A 24,335-nucleotide genomic window follows, 5' to 3' on the forward strand; every position below is an offset into this window, starting at 1 on the left:
CGTCCCGGTCAAGGACGGCAGGGTCTCGTTCTACAACGCGAGCGGTGCTCCGCTGCACCTGATCGTCGACCTGTTCGGCTACCAGGCGTACTGACCCGTACACGCAACCGCGCCCGCCCCGACGGCCCCGGCGCCGAGCACCCCGCTCGGCGCCGGGGCCGTCCGCGTGTTTCCGCGAGCTGTGAAATCCGTCTTGGCACGGGCCCCGGGCCGTGGCAGGATCCGCTCCGCCTTCCAGCCGACCGGCTCCGGACGGCGGGGGGGTCGAAAGCGTCATCCACGCTTCAAGTTGCCCACGGGGGGCTCCTGTGTCCAGATTCCGTACAGCGCTGGTCGTCGGCGTGACGCTGCTCGGGGCGGTCGGTCTGCCGGCCGTCTCCGCGGGCAGTGCGGTCGCGGCGGGCGGCACGCTCCACGTCGACAACGCCGCGGGTGCGCACTGCACCGACAGCGGCAGCGGCGCCCAGTCGGCGCCGTACTGCACCATCGGCGCGGCGGCGGCCGCCGTCCAGCCGGGCCAGACCGTCGACATCGCGGACGGTACGTACATCGAGGACGTGACCGTCACCCGGTCGGGCACCGCCGAGGCGCCGATCACCTTCCGCGCCAGCAGGACGCCCGACGAGAACAACGGCGGCGGCCTCACCAAGATCGGCACGGGGGACAGGCCCGTCAACGGGTTCGTCGTCCGGGGCGCCGAGCACGTCCGGTTCGAGAACCTGACCGTCGCGGCGGTCCCCCAGAAGGCGGCCGTGCTGGTGGACGGCGCCCGTGACGTCTCCTTCGACAACGCCTACCTCACCGGTGGAACCGGCATCCACGTCACCAACGGCTCCGAGCGGGTGCTCCTCGGACACGGCGACGTCGGAAGGGTGCGGGGCCCGGCGGTCACCGTGGACGGCGGCTCCACCGGGACGGTCGTCACCACCAACGCGCTCATGCCCTACGCCGGGCCCGACATGACCGGGGTCCTGGTCAAGGACGCGCCGAACACCGTCGTGGTGGCCAACAACGTCAACTCGTCCTGCTTCGCCGGGATCGTGCTGGACGGCACCTCGACCGGCGCGGTGGTCGAGAACAACCTGGTGAACACCTCCCTGTACGGCATGAACCCGTGCCGCGACCAGACCGCCCGCGCGACCGGGATCACCGTCGGCCCGAACGCCGTCGCGGGCACCAAGGTCGACTACAACGTGGTCGACCCGCGCAGCGGCGGCGCGGCCTACAGCTGGGCCGGGACGGCGTACGGCGACCAGCCGTCCTTCACCGCGGCCACCGGCCAGGGCGTACACGACTTCGTCGCGCCGTCGTCGATCCAGAAGGGTCCGGACGCGCCGCCGGACCACGTGACCGACTCGGCGGACGAGAACGCCCCGGGCATGCTGCCGACCGCCATCGGCGGCGTCGCCGCGGTGGACGACCCCAAGGTCCCCAACACCGGTACGGGCAGCGGCTTCCGCGACCGCGGCGCCTACGAGAACGCGGATGTCGGCAGCGCCTTCACCCCGGCGGGCCCGACCCGGCTGCTGGACACCCGCCAGCCGATCGGCGTGCCGGCGGCGCAGCCCGTCCCCGCCGGGGGGACCGTGGACCTGCCCGTCACCGGGGTGGCCGGGGTCCCGGCGTCCGGGGTGACGGCGGTGACGATGAACGTGACGGTGACCGAGCCGCAGGCCGACGGGCACCTGACCGTCTATCCGCACGGGGACGCGACGCCGACCGCCTCCAACCTCAACTGGTCTGCCGGGAGGACGATTCCGAACCTGGTGACGGTGCCGGTCAAGGACGGCAAGGTGTCGTTCCAGAACGCCTCGGGCGGCACCGTGCACCTGATCGCCGACCTCGCGGGCTACTACAGCCCCAAGGGTTCGCTGTTCCACGCCCAGGGCCCGACCCGGCTGCTGGACACCCGCGCGCCCATCGGAGTCCCGGCGGTGCAGGCCGTTCCGGCGTACGGCACCGTGGACCTGCCCGTCACCGCGGTGGCCGGGGTCCCGGCGTCCGGGGTGACGGCGGTGACGATGAACGTGACGGTGACCGAGCCGCAGGCCGACGGGCACCTCACCGTCTATCCGCACGGGGACGCGACGCCGACCGCCTCCAACCTCAACTGGCCTGCCGGGAGGACGATTCCGAACCTGGTCACGGTGCCGGTGAAGGACGGCAAGGTGTCCTTCCAGAACGCCTCGGGCGGCACCGTGCACCTGATCGCCGACCTCGCCGGCTACTACACCGCCGAAGGCAGGGTCAGCTACCACCCCGACGGCCCCCAGCGCTGGATGGACACCCGCGACCCGGGCTTCCGGACACCGGCCGTCCCGGCCTGGGGCACCCTCGACCTGCCGATCCCGTACGGTCCGGCCGTCGCGGCGGTGACCCTGAACGTGACGGTCACCGAGCCGGGCACCGACGGGCACCTGACCGTCTACCCGCACGGGGACGCGGCGCCGAACGCCTCGAACCTGAACTTCCTGCCGGGCGAGACGATCCCCAACCAGGTGGTCGTCCCGGTCAAGGACGGCAAGGTGTCGTTCTACAACGCGAGCGGTGCTCCGCTGCACCTCGTGGTCGACGAGTTCGGCTACCAGGCGTACTGACCCCGTCCCGTAGGAAAACGGCCCCCGGAACCGAGCCCCGCGCTCGGTTCCGGGGGCCGTTCGCGTACGGCGGCGGCCCGTGCGACGTACTGACACGACCGTTCGACTGTGGAATGATCCGCTCCGCCCTCAAGTCGATCAAGGACGGATCAAGCGAGGGCAAAAGCGTCACCAAAGCTCAACAGCGCCCAGGGGGGCTCCTTTTGTCCAGAATCCGCACGGCTCTCGTCGTCGGTGCGACGCTGCTCGGGACGGTCGGCCTGCCGGCCGTCTCCGCGGGCGGCGCGGCCGCGGCGGGCACCACCCTCCACGTCCACCGCACGACCGGCTGCACCAACAGCGGCACCGGCACCGAGTCGGCGCCGTACTGCACCATCGCTCCGGCGCTGGCCGCCGTCCAGCCGGGCCAGACGGTCGAGATCGGCGAGGGCACGTACCCCGAGGACCTGACCTTCACCCGGTCGGGCACCGCCGGGGCGCCGATCACCGTCCGCGGCGTCACCGGCCCAGGGGGCTCGGGCCCGATGATCGGCGACCAGAAGACTCCCGTCAACGGGTTCGTCGTCCGGGGCGCCGACCACCTGCGCTTCGAGAACCTCTACCTCACCGCGGCCCCGAAGAGCACCCTCCTGGTGGACGGGGCCCGCGACGTCTCCTTCGACCAGGTGACCATCGCCGAGGGAGCCACCCTGCACGTCACCAACGGCTCCGCCGACGTGCGCTTCGCGCGCGGCAGGATCGGCTCCTACCAGGACCCGGCGGTCACCGTGGACGGCGGCTCCACCGGCACGGTCGTGACCACCAACCAGGTGTACAAGCCCGGGTCCGGACCCGGGACCGTGCCCGGCATCGTGGTGAAGGACGCCCCGAACACCGTGGTGGTGGCCAACACCGTCAACGCGCCCTGCTCCCGGAGCATCGTGCTGGACGGCGGCTCGGCCGGCGCCGTGGTCGAGAACAACGTGGTGAACAGCGCGAACGGCCCGCGGGCCTGCGGCGCCAGGTCCGCCGACGCCATCGGCATCACCGTCGGGCCGGACGCCACCGCCGGCAGCAAGGTCGACTACAACGTGGTCGACCCGCGCAGCGGCGGCCCGGCCTACAGCTGGGCCGGCGGCCCGTACACCTCGCAGGAGGCCTTCACCGCGGCCACCGGCCAGGGGGAGCACGACATCGTGGCGCCCAGCCTGGTGGACCGGGGCCCGGACGCGCCGGCCGACCCCAAGGTCGACTCGGCGGACGAGAACGCCCCGGGCATGCTCCCGACCGACTCCGAGGGCAGGGCGCCCGTCGACGACCCGACGGTGCCCAACACCGGTACGGGCAGCGGCACCCGCGACCGCGGCGCGACCGAACGCTCCTTCGTCGGCAGCGCGTTCACCCCGGCCGGCCCGACCCGGCTGCTGGACACCCGGGCGCCGATCGGCGTGCCGTCGGCGGCGGCCGTGCCCGCCTGGGGCACCGTCGACCTCCCGGTCGCGGGCCTCGCGGGCGTCCCGGCCGAAGGCGTCACCGCCGTGACGATGAACGTCACGGTCACCGAGCCGGGCGTCGACGGCCACCTGCGGGTCTACCCGCACGGCAGCCGCCCGTGGGACACCTCCGCCCTGAACTGGACGGCCGGGCGCACCGTCGCCAACCTGGTGACGGTGCCGGTGAAGGACGGCACGGTGTCGTTCTACAACTCCTCCGGCGGCACCGTGCACCTGATCGCCGACCTCGCCGGCTACTACAGCCCCAAGGGCTCGCTGTTCCACCCGCAGGGCCCGACCCGGCTGCTGGACACCCGGGCGCCGATCGGCGTGCCGTCGGCGGCGGCCGTGCCCGCCTGGGGCACCGTCGACCTCCCGGTCGCGGGCCTCGCGGGCGTCCCGGCCGAAGGCGTCACCGCCGTGACGATGAACGTCACGGTCACCGAGCCGCAGGCCGACGGCCACCTCACCGTCCACCCGCACGGCGACCAGCGCCCGAACGCCTCCAACCTCAACTGGACGGCCGGCCGGACCACCCCGAACCTGGTGACCGTCCCGGTGAAGGACGGCAGGGTGTCCTTCTACAACGCCTCCGGCGGCACCGTGCACCTGATCGCCGACCTGGCCGGCTACCACACCGCCGAGGGCAGGATCAGCTACCACCCCGATGGCCCCGAGCGGCTCCTGGACACCCGCGTCCAGCCGGGCGGCAGCGCACCCGTCCCGGCCTGGGGCACCCTCACCCTCGACCTCGTGAACTACCCCTACCTCGCCGGAATGACCCTGAACGTCACGGCCGTCGAGCCCGGCGCCGAGGGCCACCTCACCGTCTACCCCCAGGGCGACACGGTGCCCAACGCCTCCAACCTCAACTTCCTGCCCGGGGAGACCGTCGCCAACCAGGTGGTCGTCCCGGTCAGCAAGGGCAAGGTCTCCTTCCACAACGCCAGCGGCGCCCCGCTGCACCTCGTGGTCGACAGGTTCGGCTACCAGGCGTACTGACCCCGCTCCGTACGAACGGCCCCCGGAACCAGGCCCCGTGCCCGGTCCCGGGGGCCGTCGCCGTCCGGTCCGGAGGTTCGCGGAAACCTCCTTGGCGCCGGTTCCCGCGCCGTGGAATGATCCGGACGCTCTCCGGACGATCTATTCCCGACGCCGGGGGGTCGAAATGCGTCACAAGTGTTTCAAAGTGCCCTGGGGGGTTCCCATTTCCAGATTCCGTACAGCTCTCGCCGCCGGCGTGACGCTGCTCGGGGCGGTCGGCCTGCCGGCCGTCTCCGCGAGCGGCGCGGCCGCGGCCGGCAGCACGCTCTACGTCAACAACGCCGCGGGCGCGAACTGCACCGACGGCGGCAGCGGCACCCAGTCGGCCCCGTACTGCACCATCGGCGCGGCGGCGGCCGCCGTCCAGCCGGGCCAGACGGTGGCCATCGCGGACGGCATCTACAACGAGGACCTGACCGTCACCCGGTCGGGCACCGCAGAGGCGCCGATCACCTTCCGAGAGATGAAGAACGACCTCAGCCCAGGCGTCGGCGTCCAGATCGGCACGTGGGCCAAGCCGATCAACGGCTTCTTCGTCACAGGTGCCCAGCACGTCCGCTTTGAGAACCTGCTGATGATGCCAGGCCAACAGAAGCCGTCGATCGTGGTGGACGGCGCCCGGGACGTGGTGTTCGACAACGTGACCATCTCCGGCGGCACCGGCGTTCGGATCACCGGTGGGTCCGACAAGGTGGTGGTCGGGCGCGCCCACGTCATGACGGCAGGCCCAGCGATTCTGGTGGACGGAGGTTCCACCGGAACGGTGCTGACTACCAACGTGCTGTCGCCCAACGTCCCGGACAACAGGAGCGGCATCCTGGTCAAGGACGCGCCGAACACTGTCGTGGTGAGCAACACGGTGGCCACGAGCTGCTTCGCCGGGATCGTGCTGGACGGCACCTCGACGGGTGCGGTGGTCGAGAACAACGTGGTGGATACCTCCGCAGATGGCGAAAAGTCCTGCGGGGCCAGTGCCACCAACGCCACGGGGATCTCCGTCGCGCAGGCGGCGACCGCCGGGACGAAGGTCGACTACAACGTGGTCGACTCTCGCAGCGATGGTGCGGCCTACAGCTGGGCCGGTACTGCCTATGTCACCCAGCAGGCGTTCACTGCCGCTACGAGCCAGGGTGTGCACGACTTCGTGGCCCAGTCGTTCGGGATCCAGAAGGGCCCGGACGCGCCGCTGGACCACACGGTCGACTCGGCGGACGAGAACGCTCCCGGCATGCTGCCGACCGACAGTGCGGGCTACTCCGCGGTGGACGACGTGACGGTGGCCAACACCGGTACCGGCAGCGGGATCCGGGACCGTGGCGCCTACGAGAACCTGGACGTGGGTAGTGCCTTCACCCCGGCTGGTCCGACCCGGCTGCTGGACACCCGCCAGCCGATCGGCGTCCCGGCGGCACAGGCCGTGCCGGCTGGTGGAACGGTGGACCTGCAGGTCGCGGGTGTGGCAGGGGTTCCGGCGTTAGGGGTGACGGCGGTGACGATGAACGTGACGGTGACCGACCCGCAGGAGGCCGGGCACCTGACCGTCTACCCGCACGGTGACGCGGCGCCGAACTCGTCGAACCTGAACTGGGCTGCGGGGAGGACGATTCCGAACCTGGTGACGGTGCCGGTGAAGGACGGCAAGGTGTCGTTCCAGAATGTCTCCGGTGGCACGGTGCACCTGATCGCGGACCTCGCGGGCTACTACGGCACCAAGGGTTCGCTGTTCCACGCCGAGGGCCCGAACCGGCTGCTGGACACTCGTGCGCCGATCGGCGTCCCGTCGGCCCAGGCGGTTCCGGCCTGGGGCACCGTGGACCTGCCGGTCACCGCCGTCGCGGGCGTCCCGGCGACCGGTGTCACCGCCGTCACGATGAACGTGACGGTCACCGACCCGGAGCAGGACGGGCACCTGACCGTCTACCCGCACGGGGACAAGGCGCCGGGCGCCTCCAACCTCAACTGGACGGCCGGGCGCACGATCCCGAACCTGGTGACGGTGCCGGTGAAGGACGGCAAGGTCTCGTTCTACAACGCCTCCGGCGGCACCGTGCACCTGATCGCCGACCTCGCGGGCTACTACACCGCTGAGGGCAAGGTCAGCTACCGCGCTGTCGGTCCCCAGCGACTGGTCGACACCCGGGAGAACACCCACTGGGAGGAGAGCGATCGTCCTGCGGGTACCGTCCCGGCGTGGGGCACACTGGACATCCCGCTCTCCTACATGTCGAACGTCACCGCGCTGACCCTGAACGTGACGGTCACCGAGCCGGGCACCGACGGGCACCTCACCGTCTACCCGCACGGTGACGTGGCGCCGAACGCCTCGAACCTGAACTTCCTGCCCGGCGAGACCATCGCCAACCAGGTGGTCGTCCCGGTCAAGGACGGCAAGGTGTCGTTCTACAACGCGAGCGGTGCTCCGCTGCACCTGATCGTCGACCTGTTCGGCTACCAGTCGTACTGACCCCGCCCCACCCCGACGGCCCCGGCGCCGAGCCCCGTGCTCGGCGCCGGGGCCGTCCGGCTGAGTAGGCTCGGGCGGGTGAGCACCCCACATCCCTTCCCCGACCTGCGTGGCGCCGCCACCGGTGTCGGTTCGCTGCCCGGTACCGACGCCCGGGAGGCCGCCAAGACCTCCACCGGGGCACTGGAGCACCTGCCGTTCCTGCCCGAGCTGCCCGCGCGCGGGCCGGGCGCGGACATGATCGGCCGCGGCGCCGGCCTGCTGGTCGAGCTGTTCGCGCAGACCGAGCCGAGCGGCTGGCGGTTCACCGACCGTCCGGGCCGAGACACCCGGCGCGCCCATTCCTGGCTCGGCGAGGACCTGGACGCGCTGGAGGAGTTCACCCAGGGCTACCAGGGGGCGGTCAAGGTCCAGGCCGTCGGCCCGTGGACGCTGGCGGCGAGCATCGAGCTCAAGCACGGGGAGAAGGCGCTCTCCGACCCCGGTGCCTGCCGGGACATCGCCGGCTCGCTGACCGAGGGCCTGCGCCGCCACCTCGCGGACGTCCGCAGGCGGGTGCCCGGCGCGGAGGTGGTCCTCCAGCTCGACGAGCCCTCGCTGCCGGCCGTGCTGTCGGGGTCGGTGAAGACCGCGAGCGGTTTCCAGCGGCTGCGCTCGGTCGACCGGCAGGTCGCCGAGGAGGTGCTGCGCGAGGTGGTCGGGAGCCTGGACGCGCCGGTCGTCGTGCACTCCTGCGCGCCGGACGTCCCGGTCCCGCTGCTGCGCCGGGCCGGGGTCGCCGGGATCTCGCTGGACTTCTCCCTCCTCACCGAGCGCCAGGACGACGACCTCGGCGAGGCGGTGGAGGGCGGCACGATGATCCTCGCTGGTGTCGTCCCCGCCACTGACCAGGCAGTGTCCGACCCTGCCGGTAGTGTCCAGGGTGTCAGGACCTTGTGGCGCAGGCTCGGGTTCGCCCCGGAGCTGCTGGGCCGTCGCGTGCTGGTGACGCCGACCTGCGGGCTGGCCGGGGCCTCCCCGGCGTACGCGCGCAGGGCGCTGTCGTCCGCGGCGCGGGCGGCACAGAGCCTGGTGGACAACCCGGAATGAGAACGTAGGAGGGCTTGCGGTGACGGCTGTCGAGGGCTGGGAGGACGTCCCGGCGGAGGTGCGCAGGCGGCACGCCGAGCTGGCGGCGGAGATCACCGACCACCGGGCCCGGTACTACGAGCAGGACGCGCCGGTCGTCAGCGACGCCGAGTTCGACGTGCTGATGCGGGAGCTGGAGGGGATCGAGGCCGAGCACCCGGCCCTGGTCACCCCGGACTCGCCGACGCAGCGGGTCGGCGGCGCCCCCACCGTGCTGTTCGCCGAGGTCGAGCACCGTGAGCGGCTGCTCAGCCTGGACAACGCGATGGACGACGAGGAGCTGGCGGCCTGGGCGGAGCGGGTCGCCACCGAGCTGCACGGCATCGACTACCACTACCTGTGCGAGCTGAAGGTGGACGGCCTGGCCGTCAACCTCACCTACGAGAACGGGCAGTTGACGCAGGCGGCGACGCGCGGCGACGGCCGGGTCGGCGAGGACATCACCGCGAACGTCCGCACCATCAAGGAGATCCCGCACCGGCTCAAGGGCGAGAACGTCCCGGAGCTGGTGGAGATCCGCGGCGAGGTCTACTTCCCGACGGAGGAGTTCGACGCGCTCAACGCCTCCTTCGCGGAGGAGAACGAGCGGCGCCGGCAGGAGAACGAGGAGCGCGCCAGGGAGGGCAAGCGGCCCCGGGCGATGATCCGGCTGTTCATGAACCCCCGCAACGCCGCCGCCGGTTCGCTGCGCCAGAAGGACCCGCACGTCACCGCCTCCCGCCCGCTGCACATGGTGGTGCACGGCATCGGCGCCCGGGTCGGCTTCGACATCGACAACCAGTCGCACGCCTACCGGCTGCTGCACGACTGGGGTCTGCCGACGGCCCGGCACAACAGGGTGGTGGGGACGCTCGCCGAGGTGCGGGCGTTCATCAAGCACTTCGGCGAGCAGCGGCACTCGGTCGAGCACGAGATCGACGGCGTCGTGGTGAAGGTGGACGAGATCGCCCTGCAGGGCCGGCTCGGCGCCACCTCCAAGTCGCCGCGCTGGGCGATCGCCTGGAAGTACCCGCCGGAGGAGGTCACCGGCCGGCTGGCGGAGATCAAGGTCGGCATCGGCCGCACCGGCCGGGCCACCCCGTACGCGGTGCTGGCCGAGCCGGTGAAGGTGGCCGGCTCGATGGTGCAGTACGCGACGCTGCACAACCAGGAGATCGTCAAGGCCAAGGACGTGCTGCTCGGGGACACCGTGGTGCTGCGCAAGGCGGGCGACGTCATCCCGGAGATCCTCGGCCCGGTGTACGACCTGCGGGACGGCACCGAGCAGGCCTTCGTGATGCCCTCGCACTGCCCGGAGTGCGGCAGTGAGCTGCGGCCGATGGCCGAGGGGGACATCGATCTGCGCTGCCCGAACGCGGAGCGCTGCCCGGCCCAGATCCGGGAGCGGATCGCCTTCCTCGGCGGGCGGCAGTGCCTGGACGTGGAGGGGCTGGGCTACGTCGCGGCCACCGCGCTGACCCAGCCGCTGGAGCCGGCCGAGGCGCCGGTGCGCAACGAGGCCGACATCTTCCGGCTGACGCGGGAGAAGCTGCTGCCGATCAAGGTGCTGGTCCGGGACCCGAAGACGGGCATGCCGAAGCTGGACGACAAGACGGGCAAGGAGAAGGAGGTCTTCTTCTTCGCCACCACCAAGGGCGAGCCGAAGAAGTCGCTGCAGGCCCTGATCGACAACCTGGAGGCGGCGAAGCAGCGGCCGCTGTGGCGGTTCGTCAACGGTCTGTCGATCCGGCACGTCGGCCCGGTCGCCGCGCAGGCGCTGGCCCGGGAGTTCCGCGACCTGACGAAGATCTTCGAGGCGAGCGAGGAGCAGCTGGCGGCCGTCGAGGGGGTCGGTCCGACGATCGCCCGCTCGATCCAGGAGTGGTACGCGGAGGAGTGGCACAAGGAGGTCCTCCGGAACTGGGAGGCGGACGGCGTCCGCTTCACCGAGGAGTTCGCGGACGAGGAAGAGGCGGAGCGCCCGCTGGAGGGGCTGACCGTGGTGGTGACGGGCACGCTGGCCGGCCACACCCGGGACGGCGCCAAGGAGGCGCTGACCTCGCGCGGAGCGAAGGTGACCGGTTCGGTTTCGAAAAAGACCGATTTTGTGGTCGCCGGTGACAACCCAGGGTCCAAGTACGACAAGGCTGTTCAGCTCGGCCTGCCGGTCCTGGACGACGCCGGGTTCACCGTCCTGCTCGCCGACGGACCGTCCGCCGCCCGCGCCCACCTGGGGCTTCCGGAGCCCGAGGAGGCCGGAGAGGCAGCGGGGGAGACTGTCGAGGACTGATCCGGAGCCGCCCCGATCGGCTGATGACCGGATCGGTGTTGTTATCGTCCTGATGCAACGTCACCGGGTGCCGCACCGTGAAAGCGGGCATTGTGTCACTGTGCGGCACCCGGGCGCGGTGGCGCGTTTCCGGTTGTCCGAAAGTCTGCCCACCGGGTGGACCCCGGCATACCCTGGAGCGCAACAGAGTGTCAGCAGGGGTGGGGGCGCCGGCTGGACCGGAGTTCCACGGGGTCGCTCCATGCCCGGCAGCTGTCGGTACCGGCACGGTGCCTCACCGTAAGGCGGCCTGACGGGGCGGGCCCGACGGAGGACAGGGCTTATGGATCGTACGACCGGCGGTGCGCCCACACGCCCGCCGCAGGGGGTGGCGGGTGCGGTCCTGCTGCTCGGCGTGCTGCTGGCCGGAGCCGCGCCGCTCATCCCGCTGGCCGTCCTGGTCTACCGGTACGAACCCGAGTTGCTGCCGCTGTTCGCCGTGCCCCTGGCGGTGCTGGTGGCGGCCTGGCGGATCGCCCGGGACCGCGCCCGCGACCAACTGACCGACCCGCTGACGGATCTGCCGAACCGTCAGGCCCTGCTGCTGGCCGCCCAGGAGGCGATTGCGGAGTGTGAGCAGGGGTACAGCGTCGGTCTCATCCTGCTCGACCTCGATCGCTTCCGATCGCTCAACGACACACTCGGTCATACGGCCGGCGACCGGCTGCTGGTTCACATCGCCCGCCGGCTGCACCGGGCCCTGCGCTCCGGCGGCCCGGCCGGCAGCGCCACCCGGGAGTCCATCGACGACGTCTTCGCCGGCCTGCCCCGGCACTACCGCCGCGGCCGCCCGATGGTGGCCCGGATGGGCGGCGACGAGTTCGCCGTCCTGCTGCCCGGCATCAACTGCCCGGACAGCCTGGAGCGGGTCGCCAAGGCGCTGATCGCCGAACTGGCCGCCCCGATCCGGCTGGACGGGCTGCTGCTCGTCCTGGAGGCCAGCGGCGGCGTCTGCGTCTACCCGCAGCACGCCCAGGACGCCGAGTCGCTGCTGCGCCGGGCCGACGTCGCGATGGGCCACGCCCAGCGCGGCTGCTGCGGCGTCGCCCAGTACGACGAGACCCAGGACGCCGACACGCCGTACCGGATCGGGCTGTTGGGGGACCTGCGCCGGGCGCTGGAGACCGGCGAGGTGCAGCTGCACTACCAGCCGAAGGTGGCCTTCGACGGCCGGGTGGTCGGCCTGGAGGCGCTGCTGCGCTGGGAGCGGCCCGGCCAGGGGAAGGTCTCGCCGGACGAGTTCGTCGGGCTCGCCGAGTCCAGCGGCCTGATGCCGCGGCTCACCGACTACGTGCTGGAGGCGGCCGTCGGCCAGCTCGCCTACTGGCGCGAGCAGGGCCTCCAGGTGCAGGTCGCGGTCAACGTCTCGCCGCGCGACGTGCTCAACCCCGGCTTCGCCCAGCGGGTGGCCGGCCACCTCGTCCGCCACCAGGTGCCGGCCCACGCGCTCCAGCTGGAGATCACCGAGCGGCTGCTGCTGGACGACTCCCGGCGGGCCGCCGACACCCTGGCCGAACTGCGCGGCTACGGCGTCGGGATGTCCCTGGACGACTTCGGCACCGGGCACTCCTCGCTGGTGCGGCTGCGCAGCCTGCCGGTCGGCGAGCTGAAGATCGACCGCTCCTTCGTCTCCCGGATGGTCGCCGACGACCACGACGCGGCGGTGGTCCGCTGCTCGGTGGAGCTCGCCCACTCGCTGGGCCTGACCGTGGTCGCCGAGGGCGTCGAGGACGACGAGACCTGGGAGCGGCTGCACTGCATGGGCGTGGACGCCGTCCAGGGCTGGCTGGTGTCGGCCGCGCTGCCGGCCGAGCAGGCCACCGCCTGGCTGCGGGTGCACCGCACCGGCGCCCCGCCGGTGGAGCGGCTCGGCCTGCCGCCCCAGCTGCACGCCGGCTTCCAGCCGGCCCAGGGCGCCAAGCCGATCGGCCCGGCGGCCAGGCCGCCGGCACTGCCGCCGACGACGCTCCCGCCGGTCCGGCCGCCGGTCATCCCGCCCACGCTGCCGCCGGTGGCCCAGGTGGTGCAGGCCGCGCACCGGGAGATCAAGCCGCAGGGCTGGGCCCGCACCCGGCCGCAGTAGCCCGTCGGACGCCGCCGTCGGGCCGTGACGGGTACCGGCGACGGCCGCGACAGGTGTCGGCGACCCGCGTGACGGGCGCCGGCGACGGCCGCCGCGGATCACTCGTTGGCCGGGGTAGGGGACGGGCCCCATAGGATGGGGTCCAAAGACCACGAGGACGGAGCGCCGAACCCGGCTGCTCCTGCCCGGGCCCGGCTCCGCCCGCAAGGCACCGCCGGGTCTCACCAGAACTCACCCTGAGGATCGCTGCATGCCTGGCATCACGCGCGAGGAGGTCGCCCACCTCGCCCGGCTGTCGCGTCTTGAGCTGAAGCCCGAAGAGCTGGACCACTTCGCCGAGCAGCTCGACGTGATCATCGGCGCGGTCGCCCGCGTTTCCGAGGTCGCCGGACAGGACGTCCCGCCGACCTCCCACCCGCTGCCGCTGACCAACGTCATGCGCGCGGACGAGGTGCGGCCGTCGCTCACCCCGGAGCAGGCGCTGTCCGGCGCCCCCGCCTCCGAGGAGCAGCGTTTCCGTGTGCCGCAGATCCTCGGGGAGGACTGACCGATATGACCGAGCTGATCCGCTACACCGCCGCCGAGACCGCGAGCGCCATCGCCAAGGGCGAGGTGTCCGCCGTCGAGGTCGCGCAGGCCCACCTGGACCGCATCGGAGCCGTCGACAAGAAGGTCAACGCCTTCCTGCACGTCGACACCGAGGGCGCGCTGGCCGCGGCCAAGGCCGTGGACGACAAGCGCGCCAAGGGCGAGGAGCTGGGCCCGCTGGCCGGCGTCCCGCTCGCGCTCAAGGACGTCTTCACCACCAAGGGCATCCCGACCACCTGTGGTTCGAAGATGCTCGAGGGCTGGATCCCGCCGTACGACGCCACGCTGACCAGCCGTCTCAAGGACGCTGACGTGGTCATCCTCGGCAAGACCAACATGGACGAGTTCGCGATGGGCTCCTCCACCGAGAACTCCGCGTACGGCGCGACCGGCAACCCGTGGGACCTCTCCCGCATCCCCGGCGGCTCCGGCGGCGGTTCGGCCGCCGCGCTGGCCGCCTTCGAGGCCCCGCTGGCGATCGGCACCGACACCGGCGGCTCGATCCGCCAGCCCGGCGCCGTCACCGGCACCGTCGGCGTCAAGCCGACCTACGGCTCGGTGTCCCGCTACGGCCTGGTCGCCTTCTCCAGCAGCCTGGACCAGGGCGGCCCGTGCGCCCGCACCGTGCTGGACGCGGCCCTGCTGCACGAGGCCATCGCCGGCCACGACCCGCTGGACTCCACCTCGATCGACGCGCCCGTCCCGGCCGTCGTCGAGGCCGCGAAGATGCGCGACATCCGCGGCATGCGGATCGGCGTCGTCAAGGAGTTCGCCGGCGAGGGCTACCAGGCCGGCGTGATGCAGCGCTTCGACGAGTCGGTGGAGCTGCTGCGCGAGCTGGGCGCCGAGGTCGTCGAGGTCTCCTGCCCGTCGTTCACCCTGGCGCTGCCGGCGTACTACCTGATCGCGCCCAGCGAGTGCTCCTCCAACCTGGCCCGCTTCGACGCGATGCGCTACGGCCTGCGGGTCGGCGACGACGGCAGCCGCTCGGCCGAGGAGGTCACCGCCCTGACCCGCGAGGCCGGCTTCGGCCCCGAGGTCAAGCGCCGCATCATCCTGGGCACCTACGCGCTGTCCTCGGGCTACTACGACGCCTACTACGGCTCGGCCCAGAAGGTCCGCACGCTCATCTCGCGCGACTTCGACGCGGCCTTCGCGGGCGTGGACGTCCTGGTCTCGCCGACCACGCCGACCACCGCCTTCCCGATCGGCGAGCGCGCCGACGACCCGATGGCGATGTACCTGGCCGACCTGTGCACGATTCCGTCGAACCTGGCGGGCAACGCGGCCATGTCGCTGCCGGTCGGCCTGGCCCCGGAGGACAATCTCCCGGTCGGCCTCCAGATCATCGCACCCGCGATGGCGGACGACCGCCTGTACCGCGTGGGCGGCGCCGTCGAGGCCGCACTCAACGACAAGTGGGGGCACACCCTGCTGGAGGAGGCACCGGCACTGTGAGCAAGATCGAGAAGGCCAAGGGCTCCGGCTCGCTGAAGGGCTTCAAGCACTCCAAGCCCGGCCTGTGGCTGTCCATCGGCACCAGCGCGTTCGGCGCGATCTCCGTCGTCAAGGACGTCCGCAAGGCCCGCGAGGAGAGCGACACCCTCAAGCTGGTCAACGCCCTGGTCGGCGCGGCCGCGCTGGTCACCGGCACCGCCCTGCTGGTGCGCGAGCTGCGTCAGCTGGGCTCCGACGACGTGCTGCTGGGCTGAGCTGAGTCAAGCGCCCAGGCCCGGCCCCGCGCGACGCGGCGGCCGGGCCCGTACCTCCCAAGCTTCAAGTGAGAAGGGACGCTGTGAGCGTCATGAACCTGGTCTCCTACGAGGACGCTCTCGCGTCGTACGACCCGGTGATGGGCCTTGAGGTCCACGTCGAGCTGGGTACCAAGACCAAGATGTTCTGCGGTTGCTCGACCGAGCTGGGCGCCGAGCCGAACAGCCAGACCTGCCCGACCTGCCTGGGCCTGCCGGGTTCGCTGCCGGTGGTCAACGCGGTCGGCGTGGAGTCGGCGGTCAAGATCGGCCTGGCGCTGAACTGCGAGATCGCCGAGTGGTGCCGGTTCGCGCGGAAGAACTACTTCTACCCGGACATGCCCAAGAACTTCCAGACCTCGCAGTACGACGAGCCGATCGCCTTCAACGGCTACCTCGACGTGCAGCTGGAGGACGGCTCGACCTTCCGGGTGGAGATCGAGCGCGCCCACATGGAGGAGGACACCGGCAAGTCCAGCCACGTCGGCGGGGCCACCGGCCGCATCCACGGCGCCACCCACTCGCTGCTCGACTACAACCGGGCCGGCATCCCGCTGATCGAGATCGTCACCAAGCCGATCGAGGGCGCCGGCGAGCGCGCCCCCGAGGTCGCCAAGGCGTACGTCGCCGAGCTGCGCGAGGTGATCCGCTCGCTCGACGTCTCCGAGGCCCGGATGGACAAGGGCCAGATGCGCTGCGACGTCAACCTGTCGCTGCGCCCGAACGGCACCGAGACCTTCGGCACCCGCTCGGAGACCAAGAACGTCAACTCGCTGCGCAGCGTGGAGCGGGCCGCCCGGTTCGAGATCCGGCGCCACGCCACCGTGCTGACCGACGGCGGCACCATCGTCCAGGAGACCCGCCACTTCCACGAGGAGGACGGCTCCACCACCTCGGGCCGGATCAAGGACAACGCCGAGGACTACCGCTACTTCCCCGAGCCGGACCTGGTGCCGGTGGCCCCCGCCCGCGCGTGGGTCGAGGAGCTGCGCGCCGCCCTGCCCGAGCTGCCGCGGGTGCGCCGCGCCCGGCTCCAGGCCGAGTGGGACCTGTCCGACAAGGACATGCAGTCGGTGCTCAACGCCGGTGCGGTGGGCCCGATCCAGGAGACCATCGCGGCCGGTGCCCCGGCCGACCAGGCCCGCAAGTGGTGGATGGGCGAGCTGGCGCGCCGCGCCAACGAGACCGGCACCGAGCTGAGCGAGCAGCCGATCACCCCGGCGCAGGTCGCCCGGGTCGCCGCGCTGGTCGCCGAGGGCAAGCTGAACGACAAGCTGGCCCGCCAGGTCATCGAGGCCGTGCTGGCCGGCGAGGGCGAGCCGGACGCGATCGTCGAGAAGCGCGGCCTGGCCGTGGTCTCGGACGACTCCGCGCTGGGTGCCGCCGTCGACCAGGCCATCGCCGAGAACGAGGGGATCGCCGCCAAGATCCGCGACGGCAAGGTCCAGGCCGTGGGCGCGCTGGTCGGCGCGGTCATGAAGGCCACCCGCGGCCAGGCCGACGCCGCCCGCGTGAAGGACCTGATCCTGGAGCGTCTGGGCGCAGCCTAGGTCGTCAGCCCTTCCTTCCTAAGGCGTCTAAGGCATCTAAGGCCCTCTAAGTAAGGCCTAAGGCCCCGCCTCACCTATGTATCTGGGTGAGGCGGGGCCTTAAACCTTCTCTGGCGCCCGATCTGCGCCCGATCTAAGGCATCCGGGCCCCGGAAGATGCGGCAGGCTCCCGATGCGGCACCCCCCACTGGCGGAGGAAGCTCTTACCTGTCAGCAGGACGCAGTGGAAAACCCGAGGGGGAACCGGAAATGATCGAGTACCAGACCTTCCAGCAACAGGCCCACGAGCTCGTGGCCCGCGCCGAGCACGAGCGCCTGGTGCGCGAGGCCAAGGAGGCCCGCCGCCTGCGGCAGCGCCCGGTGGCCGCCCGCTTCCAGCGGCGCCCCGTGCGTCGGCCCGAATGCTGACGGTGCGGCACCACGACGGTGCCGAAGGAACTCCGGAGGGGGAGACGCTGCGAGTGAGCGTCTCCCCCTCCGGGCGTTCGGGCCCTTCGACCCGTTCGCCAGGGGAGATAACCCCTCGGCCGGGCCCCACCGGCTATGGCATGCTCGCCTCCATGCAGCACACATCGGTCAGCCCCGTCTTCGTCGGCCGCGGAAGCGAGATCACCGAGCTGACCGACGCGCTGCGCCGCGCGGGCACCGGCAGCCCGCAGTCCGTCCTGATCGGCGGTGAGGCGGGGGTCGGCAAGACCCGGCTGCTGGAGGAGTTCCTGGAGCGGGCCGCCGCCCAGGGGGCGGTCACCTCGCTCGGCAGCTGTCTGGAGGTCGGCGCCGAGGGCCTGCCGTACGCGCCGCTGGCCGCCGCGCTGCGCCGGCTGCACCGCTCGCTGGGCGCCGAACTGGAGGCCGCCGCGGCCGGCAGCGAGAGCCATCTCGCCCTGCTGCTCTCCGAGTTCGGCGAGGTGGACGGCGAACCCAACGACGAGTACAGCCGGGCCCGGCTGTTCGAGCACACCGCGAGGTTGTTCGAACGGCTCGGCGCGGAGCGTACCCTCGTCCTCGCCGTCGAGGACCTGCACTGGTCCGACCGCTCCACCCGCGAGCTGCTCGCCTTCCTGGTGCGCACCCTGCACCGCTCCCGGGTGCTGCTGGTCGCCACCTACCGCACCGACGACCTGCACCGCCGGCACCCGCTGCGCCCCTTCCTGGCCGAGCTCGAACGGCTGCGCACCGTCCAGCGGCTGGAGCTGGCGCGGTTCGACCGCCGCGAGGTGGCCGCCCAGCTGGCCGGCATCCTCGGCACCACCGTCCCCGACCGCCAGCTGGTGGACCGCATCCACCGCCGTTCGGAGGGGAACCCGTTCTTCGTCGAGGAGCTGGCCACCGCCTTCGAGGACGGCTTCGGCGCCGGGCTGACCGACTCGCTGCGGGACATCCTGCTGGTACGGGTCGAGGGCCTGGACGAGGAGGCCCAGCGGGTGGTGCGGATCGCCGCCGAGGGCGGCTCGCACGTCGAACACGCCCTGCTGGCCGCCGTCCTGGACGACGACGAGGAGGCGCTGATCGAGGCGCTGCGGGCGGCCGTCGGCGCCAACATCCTGCGCCCGGACAGCGAGGGCGAGGGCTACCGGTTCCGCCACGCGCTGGTCCGCGAGGCGGTCTCGGACGACCTGCTGCCCGGCGAACGGCACCGGATCAACCGCAGGTTCGCGCTCGCGGTGGAGGCCCAGCCGCAGCTGGTCCCCGGTGACGCGCTGGCCGCCCGGCTGGCCAACTACTGGTATCACGCGCACGATCCGGCCCGCGCCCTGCCGACGGCCCTGGACGCCGCCCGCGCGGCCCGCCGCCGCAACGCCTTCGCCGAGCAGCTCGGCATGCTGGAACGCGCCCTGGAGCTGTGGGACCTGGTCTCCGAGGAGGTGCTGGCGCACACCCTGCGCCCGTACGACTGGGCCGAGACCTACCCGCCCGGCTCCTGCGACCACAGCACCGCGGACGGGGACTGCGACCGGATCCAGCTGGTCGACGTGCTGGCCGAGGCGGTGGTCGCGGCCCGGCGCTGCGGCGACCGCGAGCGCGGCCTGAGCCTGGCCAAGCGCGGGCTGCGGCTGGTCGACGAGGCCGAGCACCCGGTGCGCGCGGCCTGGTTCCGGATCAACCGGGCCCGGATGCTGGGCAGTCTGCGCCGCTCCGGCGACGAGGAGGAGATCGCGAACGCGCTGCGGCTGGTGGAGCACCTGCCGCCGACCGCGGTCCAGGCCGAGGTGCTCGCGCTCGGCGCCGGGACGGCGATGCTCAAGAAGCCCACCCCGGCGGCGATCGAGCTGGCCGAGCGGGCGATCCGGATCGCCGAGGAGGTGGGCGCGCACTCGGTCGAGGTGCACGCCCGGATGACCCTCGGCGGCCTGCGCTACGACGTCCAGGGCGACGCCGAGGGCGGGCTGGCCGAGCTCGCCGGGGCGGTCGAACGGGCCCGCCGGCTGGGCGTACCCGACCTGCTGCTGCGCGGCATCAACAACCTGGCCAGCATGCAGCGCGGACTCGGGCACCCCGAGGACGCGGTCCGACTGGCCCGGGAGGGCCTGGAGTACGCGAACGGCAACGGCCTGCTGCGCAACATCGGCGCCATCCTGACCGGCAACCTGGTCGAGGCGCTCGCCGACCTCGGGCGGGCCCGGGAGGCCACCGAGGTGCTGGTCGGCTACGAGGCGGCCAGCCCGACCGGCACCCACGCCGAGTTCCTGGACCGGATGCGCGGCGAACTCGCCCTGCTCAAGGGGGACCTGGCCACCGCGGGGACGATGCTGGCGCAGGCCCGGTCGGCCAACCGGGTCGGCCAGGTCCAGCACAGCGTGCCGATCAGCCGGCTGGCGGTGCGGCTCGCGGCGCTCGGCGGCCGGCCGCTGGAGGCCCGGGCCGAACTGCTCGCCGCGCTGGAGGAGGACGGCCGGCTCGGCCACGAGTCCGACGTCTACCCGCTGCTGACCGAGGCCGCCGCGGTGGAGGCGGACAGCCGGGGCCTGCCGCAGGCCGAGGCGGGCCGGGCCGGGGCGCTGGCCGCGATCGCCGCGGCCGCCGCCGCACTGCGGCCCCGGGCGCCGCTGCACCACGGCTGGGCCCGGCTGCTGGAGGCCGAACTGGCCCGCGCCGAGGGCGCGGACACCCCGCAGGGGTGGGCCGCCGCCGTCGAGGCGCTGCGGCCGACCGGCCTGCCGTTCCCGCTGGCGCTCGCCCTGCTGCGGGCAGGCGAGGCCGAGGTGCAGGCCGGCCGGCGCGAGGCCGCCGCCGAACTGCTGCGCGAGGCGGCCGAACTGGCGGCCGCCCGGGGCGACCGGCTGCTCGGCGGGCAGATCGCCGCGCTGGCCGAGCGGGCCGGGCTGAGCCTCGCCCCGGTCGGGCGGACGGCCGGACGGGCGGGCGGGGGGACGGCCGCGGTGCCGGCCCAGGCCGCCGGGGACTCCTTCAACCTCACCCCCCGGGAGCGGGACGTGCTCCGGCTGCTCGCGCGCGGCTGGACCAACCGGCAGATCGCCGAGGAGCTGTACATCTCTCCGAAGACCGCGAGCGTGCACGTCTCCAACATCCTCGGCAAGCTCGGGGTCGGCGGCCGGGGCGAGGCGGCCGCACTGGCGCACCGGCTGCGGCTGTTCCCGGAGGACCTGGCCCCCTCGGGCCGCTGAACAGGGCCCCGCTGAACAGGACTCCACTGAGCAGGGCCCCACTGAACTGGGCGCCACGACGGACCCGGACCGGCCCCGGCCGGTCCGGGTCCGCTGTCCGTCCGCCCCGGCAGCACGGATCGTCCACCCTGGCACCGGTGTTCGGGCGCCGCCGCGTGCTCCCGTGCGCGCCGCGTGAGCCCCTGCCCGCGCGCCGCCGCCAATCGGGCCGATCCGTAGGAATCAGGGGCATTTCCCCACCCTTTCGCCATTACTCTAAGTTGAGTGTGCGTGTCATTGAGTGACGGAATTGGTGTAGGGTCCATTTTGGGAGCATCGGTACGGTGCGGCGGCCGGCAGGCCGCCCACCCCCTGGGCCACCGTCCTGACGGGGCGCCAGGCCACCGCGTACGTCCGACAGGTGCGCGGCCGGTGGCCCGTGGCCGGGGCGCGAGGCCCCGGGCCGGAGGGGGAGAGGCCGAGTGAGCTCCACCGAAACGGTGCTGCCCGGAACCGGACGGCCGGACGCACCGCACACCGACACGTCCGCCGCCGACGTGCCCGCACCCGCCCGCCGCGGCCCGCTGTACCGGCCCGGGGTGAGCCGTACGCTGCCCGGGTTCGCCCTGGGCGCGCTCTGCGTGGCCTACGCGACCGGCGCCGCCGCCGGCTGGGGATCGCACCAACTGTCCGTCTTCATGGGCGACTTCGGTCTGGCCGCGGCGGCCCTGGCGGCCGCGCTGTCCTGCCTGGTGTACGGCTGCACGGTCGGTGGCCACGCCCGCCCGGCCTGGCTGCTGTTCGGCCTCTCCTCGCTCATGGTCGCCTTCGGCAACGGCACCTGGGGCTGGTACGAGCTGGTCGTGCGCACCCCGCTGCCCCGGGACTCGCTCGCCGAGTACGCCTTCCTGCTGTTCGCCCCGCTCGCCATCACCGGCGTCCTGGTGCTCGCCCAGCACCCGCGCACGGCGGCCGGCTGGCTCTGCCTGCTGCTCGACGGCTGGCTGATCGCCGGCTCGCTGTTCACCCTCAGCTGGAGCCTGGCGCTCGGCCGGATCGCAGCCGGCGAGGACGGCTCACCGCTGCGCCTGGCCCTCAACCTGGCCTACCCGGTGCTGGACATCCTGCTGGTCAGCCTGGTGGTCGGGCTGCGCTTCGGCGGCCGGGACGGCAACCGGGCGGCGGTGCACACCGCGATGCTGGCGCTCGCCGTCACCGTCACCTGCGACGCCCTGTTCACCTCCCCGGAGCTGCGCAGCAGCTACCACTCGGGCGAACTGCTGGACGCCGGCTGGTTCGCCGGCAGCCTGCTGCTGGGCTGGGCGCCGTGGTCGCCGCGCTGGCGCCGTCCGCTGCGCGACCACCCCTCGGCCGGCGGCCTGCCGCACCGCCGGGTGGCGACCACCTTCAGCGCGCTGACCCCGTACGCGGCCGCCGCGGTCTGCACCGCGGGCATTCTCTACAACGCCCTCGGCGGACGGGAGTTGGACCGTGTGGTGGCCGCGGCGGCCTGCACCGTCGGGCTGGCGCTGATCCTCCGGCAGGGCGTCATGCTGCTCGACAACCTGTCGCTGGCGCAGGAACTCGCCCACAAGGAGGCGCACTTCCGCTCCCTGGTGCAGGGCTCCAGCGACGTCATCATGATCGCCGGCGCCAACGGCGTGCTCTCCTACGTCTCCCCGGCCGCGCTCGGCGTCTACGGGCGGGACCCGGAGGAACTGGTCGGCGGCAACCTGCTGGACCTGGTCCACCCCGAGGACGTCGGCCGGGTGCTCTCCGAGGTCCGCCGCTACCTCGCCAGGGTCCGGCTCACCACCCACCGCAGCCCCGGCACCGCCGAGCCCTCCGCCCGGGTCGAGTGCCGGATCAGCTCCGGCGCCGGCGAGTGGCTGTACGTCGAGTCGACCGTCAGCAGACACCGCGACGGCCTGCTGCTCAACAGCCGGGACGTCACCGAACGCGTCATGCTCCAGGCCCAGTTGCAGCACAACGCCTTCCACGACCCGCTCACCGACCTGCCCAACCGGGCGCTGTTCACCCAGCGGCTGCGGGCCGCCCTCGGCGCCCGCGGCCAGCAGGGCGGGACGGGCGCCGGGATCGCGGTGCTCTTCATCGACCTGGACGGCTTCAAGGCGGTCAACGACACCGCCGGGCACCAGGTCGGCGACGAACTGCTGGTGCAGGCGGCCCGCCGGCTGCAGAGCGCCGTCCGCTGCGGGGACACCGTCGCCCGGTTCGGCGGCGACGAGTTCGCCGCGCTGGTCTGCGGCCCGCTCGGCCGCCTCCAGGTCCAGGAGCTGGCCGAGCGGCTGCGCCTCGCGCTCTCCGAGCCGTACTGGATCGGCGGCGCCGAACTCGGCGTCGCCGCCAGCATCGGCATCGCCTTCGGCACCCCCGAACGCGGCCCGGCGGCCGACCCCAGAACCGCGGCCGACGAGCTGATGCGCAACGCCGACCTGGCGATGTACCGGGCCAAGTCCGAGGGCAAGGGCCGGGTGGTGCTCTACACCCCCGCGATGCGGGCCGACCTGGAGCGCCGCACCGAGCTGGAGGAGCGGCTGCGGCTGGCCGTCCGGGAGGGCGGCTTCACCCTGCTCCACCAGCCCGTGGTTGACCTCGGCAGCGGCGCGGTGACCGGCGTCGAGGCGCAGGCCCGCTGGCGCTCGGTGGGCGGCCTGCTGCTCACCCCGGCCGAGTTCCTGCGCTCGGCCGAGCACGGCGACGCGGCCACCCGGTTCTCCCGCTGGCTGGTCCTGGAGGCGGTCAGCGCGGCCGTCGAGCGGCGCGGCCTGCCCGGCGGCAGGGGTCGCGGCACGCCGGAGCCCGTCCCGGTGGCCGTCCGGCTCTCGGTGGAGCGGCTCTGCTCGCCCGGCCTGTACGAGACGGTGGCCTCGGCGCTGCGCGACAGCGGGCTGCCCGCCGACGAACTGGTCATCGAGGTGGCCCGGATGGGCCCGGACTCGCTCGCCGACGAACTCGGCCGCCGGCTCTCCGCCCTGCGCGGGCTCGGCGTCTCCACCTGGCTGGCCGGGTACGGCGCGGGCGGCGGCTCGCTCGGCGCGCTCGCCCGGCTGCCGCTGGACGGGCTCAAGCTGGACCGCACGCTCGTCCAGGACCTCGGCGAGTCCCCGCTCAGCCGCACCCTCGCCGGGCACGCGCTGCGGCTCGGCCGCGACCTCGGGATGACCACCGCCGCCGAGGGGGTGGACCTGCCCCGCCAGGTCGCCGCGCTGCGGGAGCTGGGCTGCGGGCAGGCCCAGGGCTCGGCCTTCGCCCCGCCGCTGGACGAGCCCCGGCTGCGCCGGGCGCTGGCCCGCCGCGGCTACCCGCTGCCCACCCCGACCGGCCCGCTGCCCACGCCGCCGGGCCCGCTGGCCACGCCGCCGGGCCCGCTGGCCACGCCGCCGGGCCCGCTGGCCACGCCGCCGGGCCCGGCTGGACCGCTGTCGGCCCGCCGCCCGTACCCGCCCGCGGACACCCGCCCGCCCGTCCCCGAGGACACCCGGACGAGTGGCCGCGGCAGCGGCCGGACGGACGCCGCACCGGGGCGTGGCGCACATCACCATGGCGGCTCTGACCTGCCCGAACACCGTGCCGTTACTGGCCCGCCGGGTGGTCCGCATGGCGAGACGGTCGTCCCACCTGCTTGACACGCCGCCCCGCACGGGAGGAAGGTCGTTGCCATGCGCACCCGAATTCTCGTACTTGGCGGGCGCGTCGGCTGAGTGGGCTCGTACGCCCTGCT

The 24,335-nt window shown here is 73.1% G+C and carries 13 protein-coding genes; all 13 read left to right on the forward strand.

Translation table 11 applies throughout. The annotated features are described in order from the left end of the window. Positions 1–308: 308 nt before the first annotated feature. The 13 genes from ACFY4B_RS16155 to ACFY4B_RS16215 all read left to right on the forward strand — a co-directional run bounded on the left by ACFY4B_RS16155 (position 309) and on the right by ACFY4B_RS16215 (position 24,240). On the forward strand, positions 309–2,597 hold the full coding sequence (locus ACFY4B_RS16155) for a right-handed parallel beta-helix repeat-containing protein (protein WP_387968347.1): 2,289 nt from the start codon (positions 309–311) through the stop codon (positions 2,595–2,597). Between the two features lie 203 nt (positions 2,598–2,800). Beyond that, positions 2,801–5,071 (forward strand): right-handed parallel beta-helix repeat-containing protein, encoded by a 2,271-nt coding sequence (locus ACFY4B_RS16160; RefSeq protein WP_387968349.1) that lies wholly within the window; start codon positions 2,801–2,803, stop codon positions 5,069–5,071. A 238-nt stretch (positions 5,072–5,309) separates the two neighbouring features. Next, on the forward strand, positions 5,310–7,577 hold the full coding sequence (locus ACFY4B_RS16165) for a right-handed parallel beta-helix repeat-containing protein (protein WP_387968351.1): 2,268 nt from the start codon (positions 5,310–5,312) through the stop codon (positions 7,575–7,577). A 78-nt stretch (positions 7,578–7,655) separates the two neighbouring features. Next, positions 7,656–8,666 carry a methionine synthase gene (locus ACFY4B_RS16170; RefSeq protein WP_387968353.1) on the forward strand — a complete coding sequence of 337 codons (1,011 nt, stop codon included), beginning with the start codon at positions 7,656–7,658 and terminating at the stop codon, positions 8,664–8,666. Positions 8,667–8,685: 19 nt separating this feature from the next. Beyond that, a complete protein-coding gene (gene ligA / locus ACFY4B_RS16175; protein ID WP_387968354.1) occupies positions 8,686–10,974 on the forward strand; it encodes an NAD-dependent DNA ligase LigA in 2,289 nt (762 codons plus the stop codon). Positions 10,975–11,296: 322 nt separating this feature from the next. Next, positions 11,297–13,096, forward strand: coding sequence for a bifunctional diguanylate cyclase/phosphodiesterase (locus ACFY4B_RS16180; protein ID WP_079271897.1), 1,800 nt, complete (start codon positions 11,297–11,299; stop codon positions 13,094–13,096). 250 nt (positions 13,097–13,346) lie between these two features. Next, positions 13,347–13,643, forward strand: a complete 297-nt coding sequence (gatC, locus tag ACFY4B_RS16185) for an Asp-tRNA(Asn)/Glu-tRNA(Gln) amidotransferase subunit GatC (RefSeq protein WP_049657766.1) — start codon at positions 13,347–13,349, stop codon at positions 13,641–13,643. A gap of 5 nt (positions 13,644–13,648) precedes the next feature. Further along, complete coding sequence (gene gatA / locus ACFY4B_RS16190; protein ID WP_375877160.1) at positions 13,649–15,142, forward strand: Asp-tRNA(Asn)/Glu-tRNA(Gln) amidotransferase subunit GatA; 1,494 nt, start codon at positions 13,649–13,651, stop codon at positions 15,140–15,142. After that, positions 15,139–15,396: a hypothetical protein gene (locus tag ACFY4B_RS16195; RefSeq protein WP_049657770.1), complete on the forward strand. Its 258-nt coding sequence runs from the start codon at positions 15,139–15,141 to the stop codon at positions 15,394–15,396. The genes gatA and ACFY4B_RS16195 overlap by 4 nt, the downstream gene beginning before the upstream one ends. Before the next feature lie 83 nt (positions 15,397–15,479). After that, positions 15,480–16,985 (forward strand): Asp-tRNA(Asn)/Glu-tRNA(Gln) amidotransferase subunit GatB, encoded by a 1,506-nt coding sequence (gene gatB, locus ACFY4B_RS16200; protein WP_049657772.1) that lies wholly within the window; start codon positions 15,480–15,482, stop codon positions 16,983–16,985. Positions 16,986–17,234: 249 nt separating this feature from the next. Further along, positions 17,235–17,393: a hypothetical protein gene (locus ACFY4B_RS16205; RefSeq protein ID WP_158077676.1), complete on the forward strand. Its 159-nt coding sequence runs from the start codon at positions 17,235–17,237 to the stop codon at positions 17,391–17,393. Between the two features lie 152 nt (positions 17,394–17,545). Beyond that, a complete protein-coding gene (locus tag ACFY4B_RS16210) occupies positions 17,546–20,611 on the forward strand; it encodes an AAA family ATPase (protein ID WP_387968357.1) in 3,066 nt (1,021 codons plus the stop codon). A 578-nt stretch (positions 20,612–21,189) separates the two neighbouring features. Beyond that, positions 21,190–24,240 carry an EAL domain-containing protein gene (locus tag ACFY4B_RS16215; RefSeq protein ID WP_387968369.1) on the forward strand — a complete coding sequence of 1,017 codons (3,051 nt, stop codon included), beginning with the start codon at positions 21,190–21,192 and terminating at the stop codon, positions 24,238–24,240. Positions 24,241–24,335: the final 95 nt, after the last annotated feature.

Origin of the sequence: Kitasatospora sp. NPDC001261, assembly GCF_042896795.1 — a bacterium.
Lineage (GTDB): Bacteria > Actinomycetota > Actinomycetes > Streptomycetales > Streptomycetaceae > Kitasatospora.

Bases quoted from the DNA above. Each gene is read 5' to 3' on its own strand.
- ACFY4B_RS16180 (WP_079271897.1), top strand. From the start codon at position 11,297: ATGGATCGTACGACCGGCGGTGCGCCCACACGCCCGCCGCAGGGGGTG.
- gatC (WP_049657766.1), top strand. From the start codon at position 13,347: ATGCCTGGCATCACGCGCGAGGAGGTCGCCCACCTCGCCCGGCTGTCG.
- gatA (WP_375877160.1), top strand. From the start codon at position 13,649: ATGACCGAGCTGATCCGCTACACCGCCGCCGAGACCGCGAGCGCCATC.
- ACFY4B_RS16205 (WP_158077676.1), top strand. From the start codon at position 17,235: ATGATCGAGTACCAGACCTTCCAGCAACAGGCCCACGAGCTCGTGGCC.
- ACFY4B_RS16210 (WP_387968357.1), top strand. From the start codon at position 17,546: ATGCAGCACACATCGGTCAGCCCCGTCTTCGTCGGCCGCGGAAGCGAG.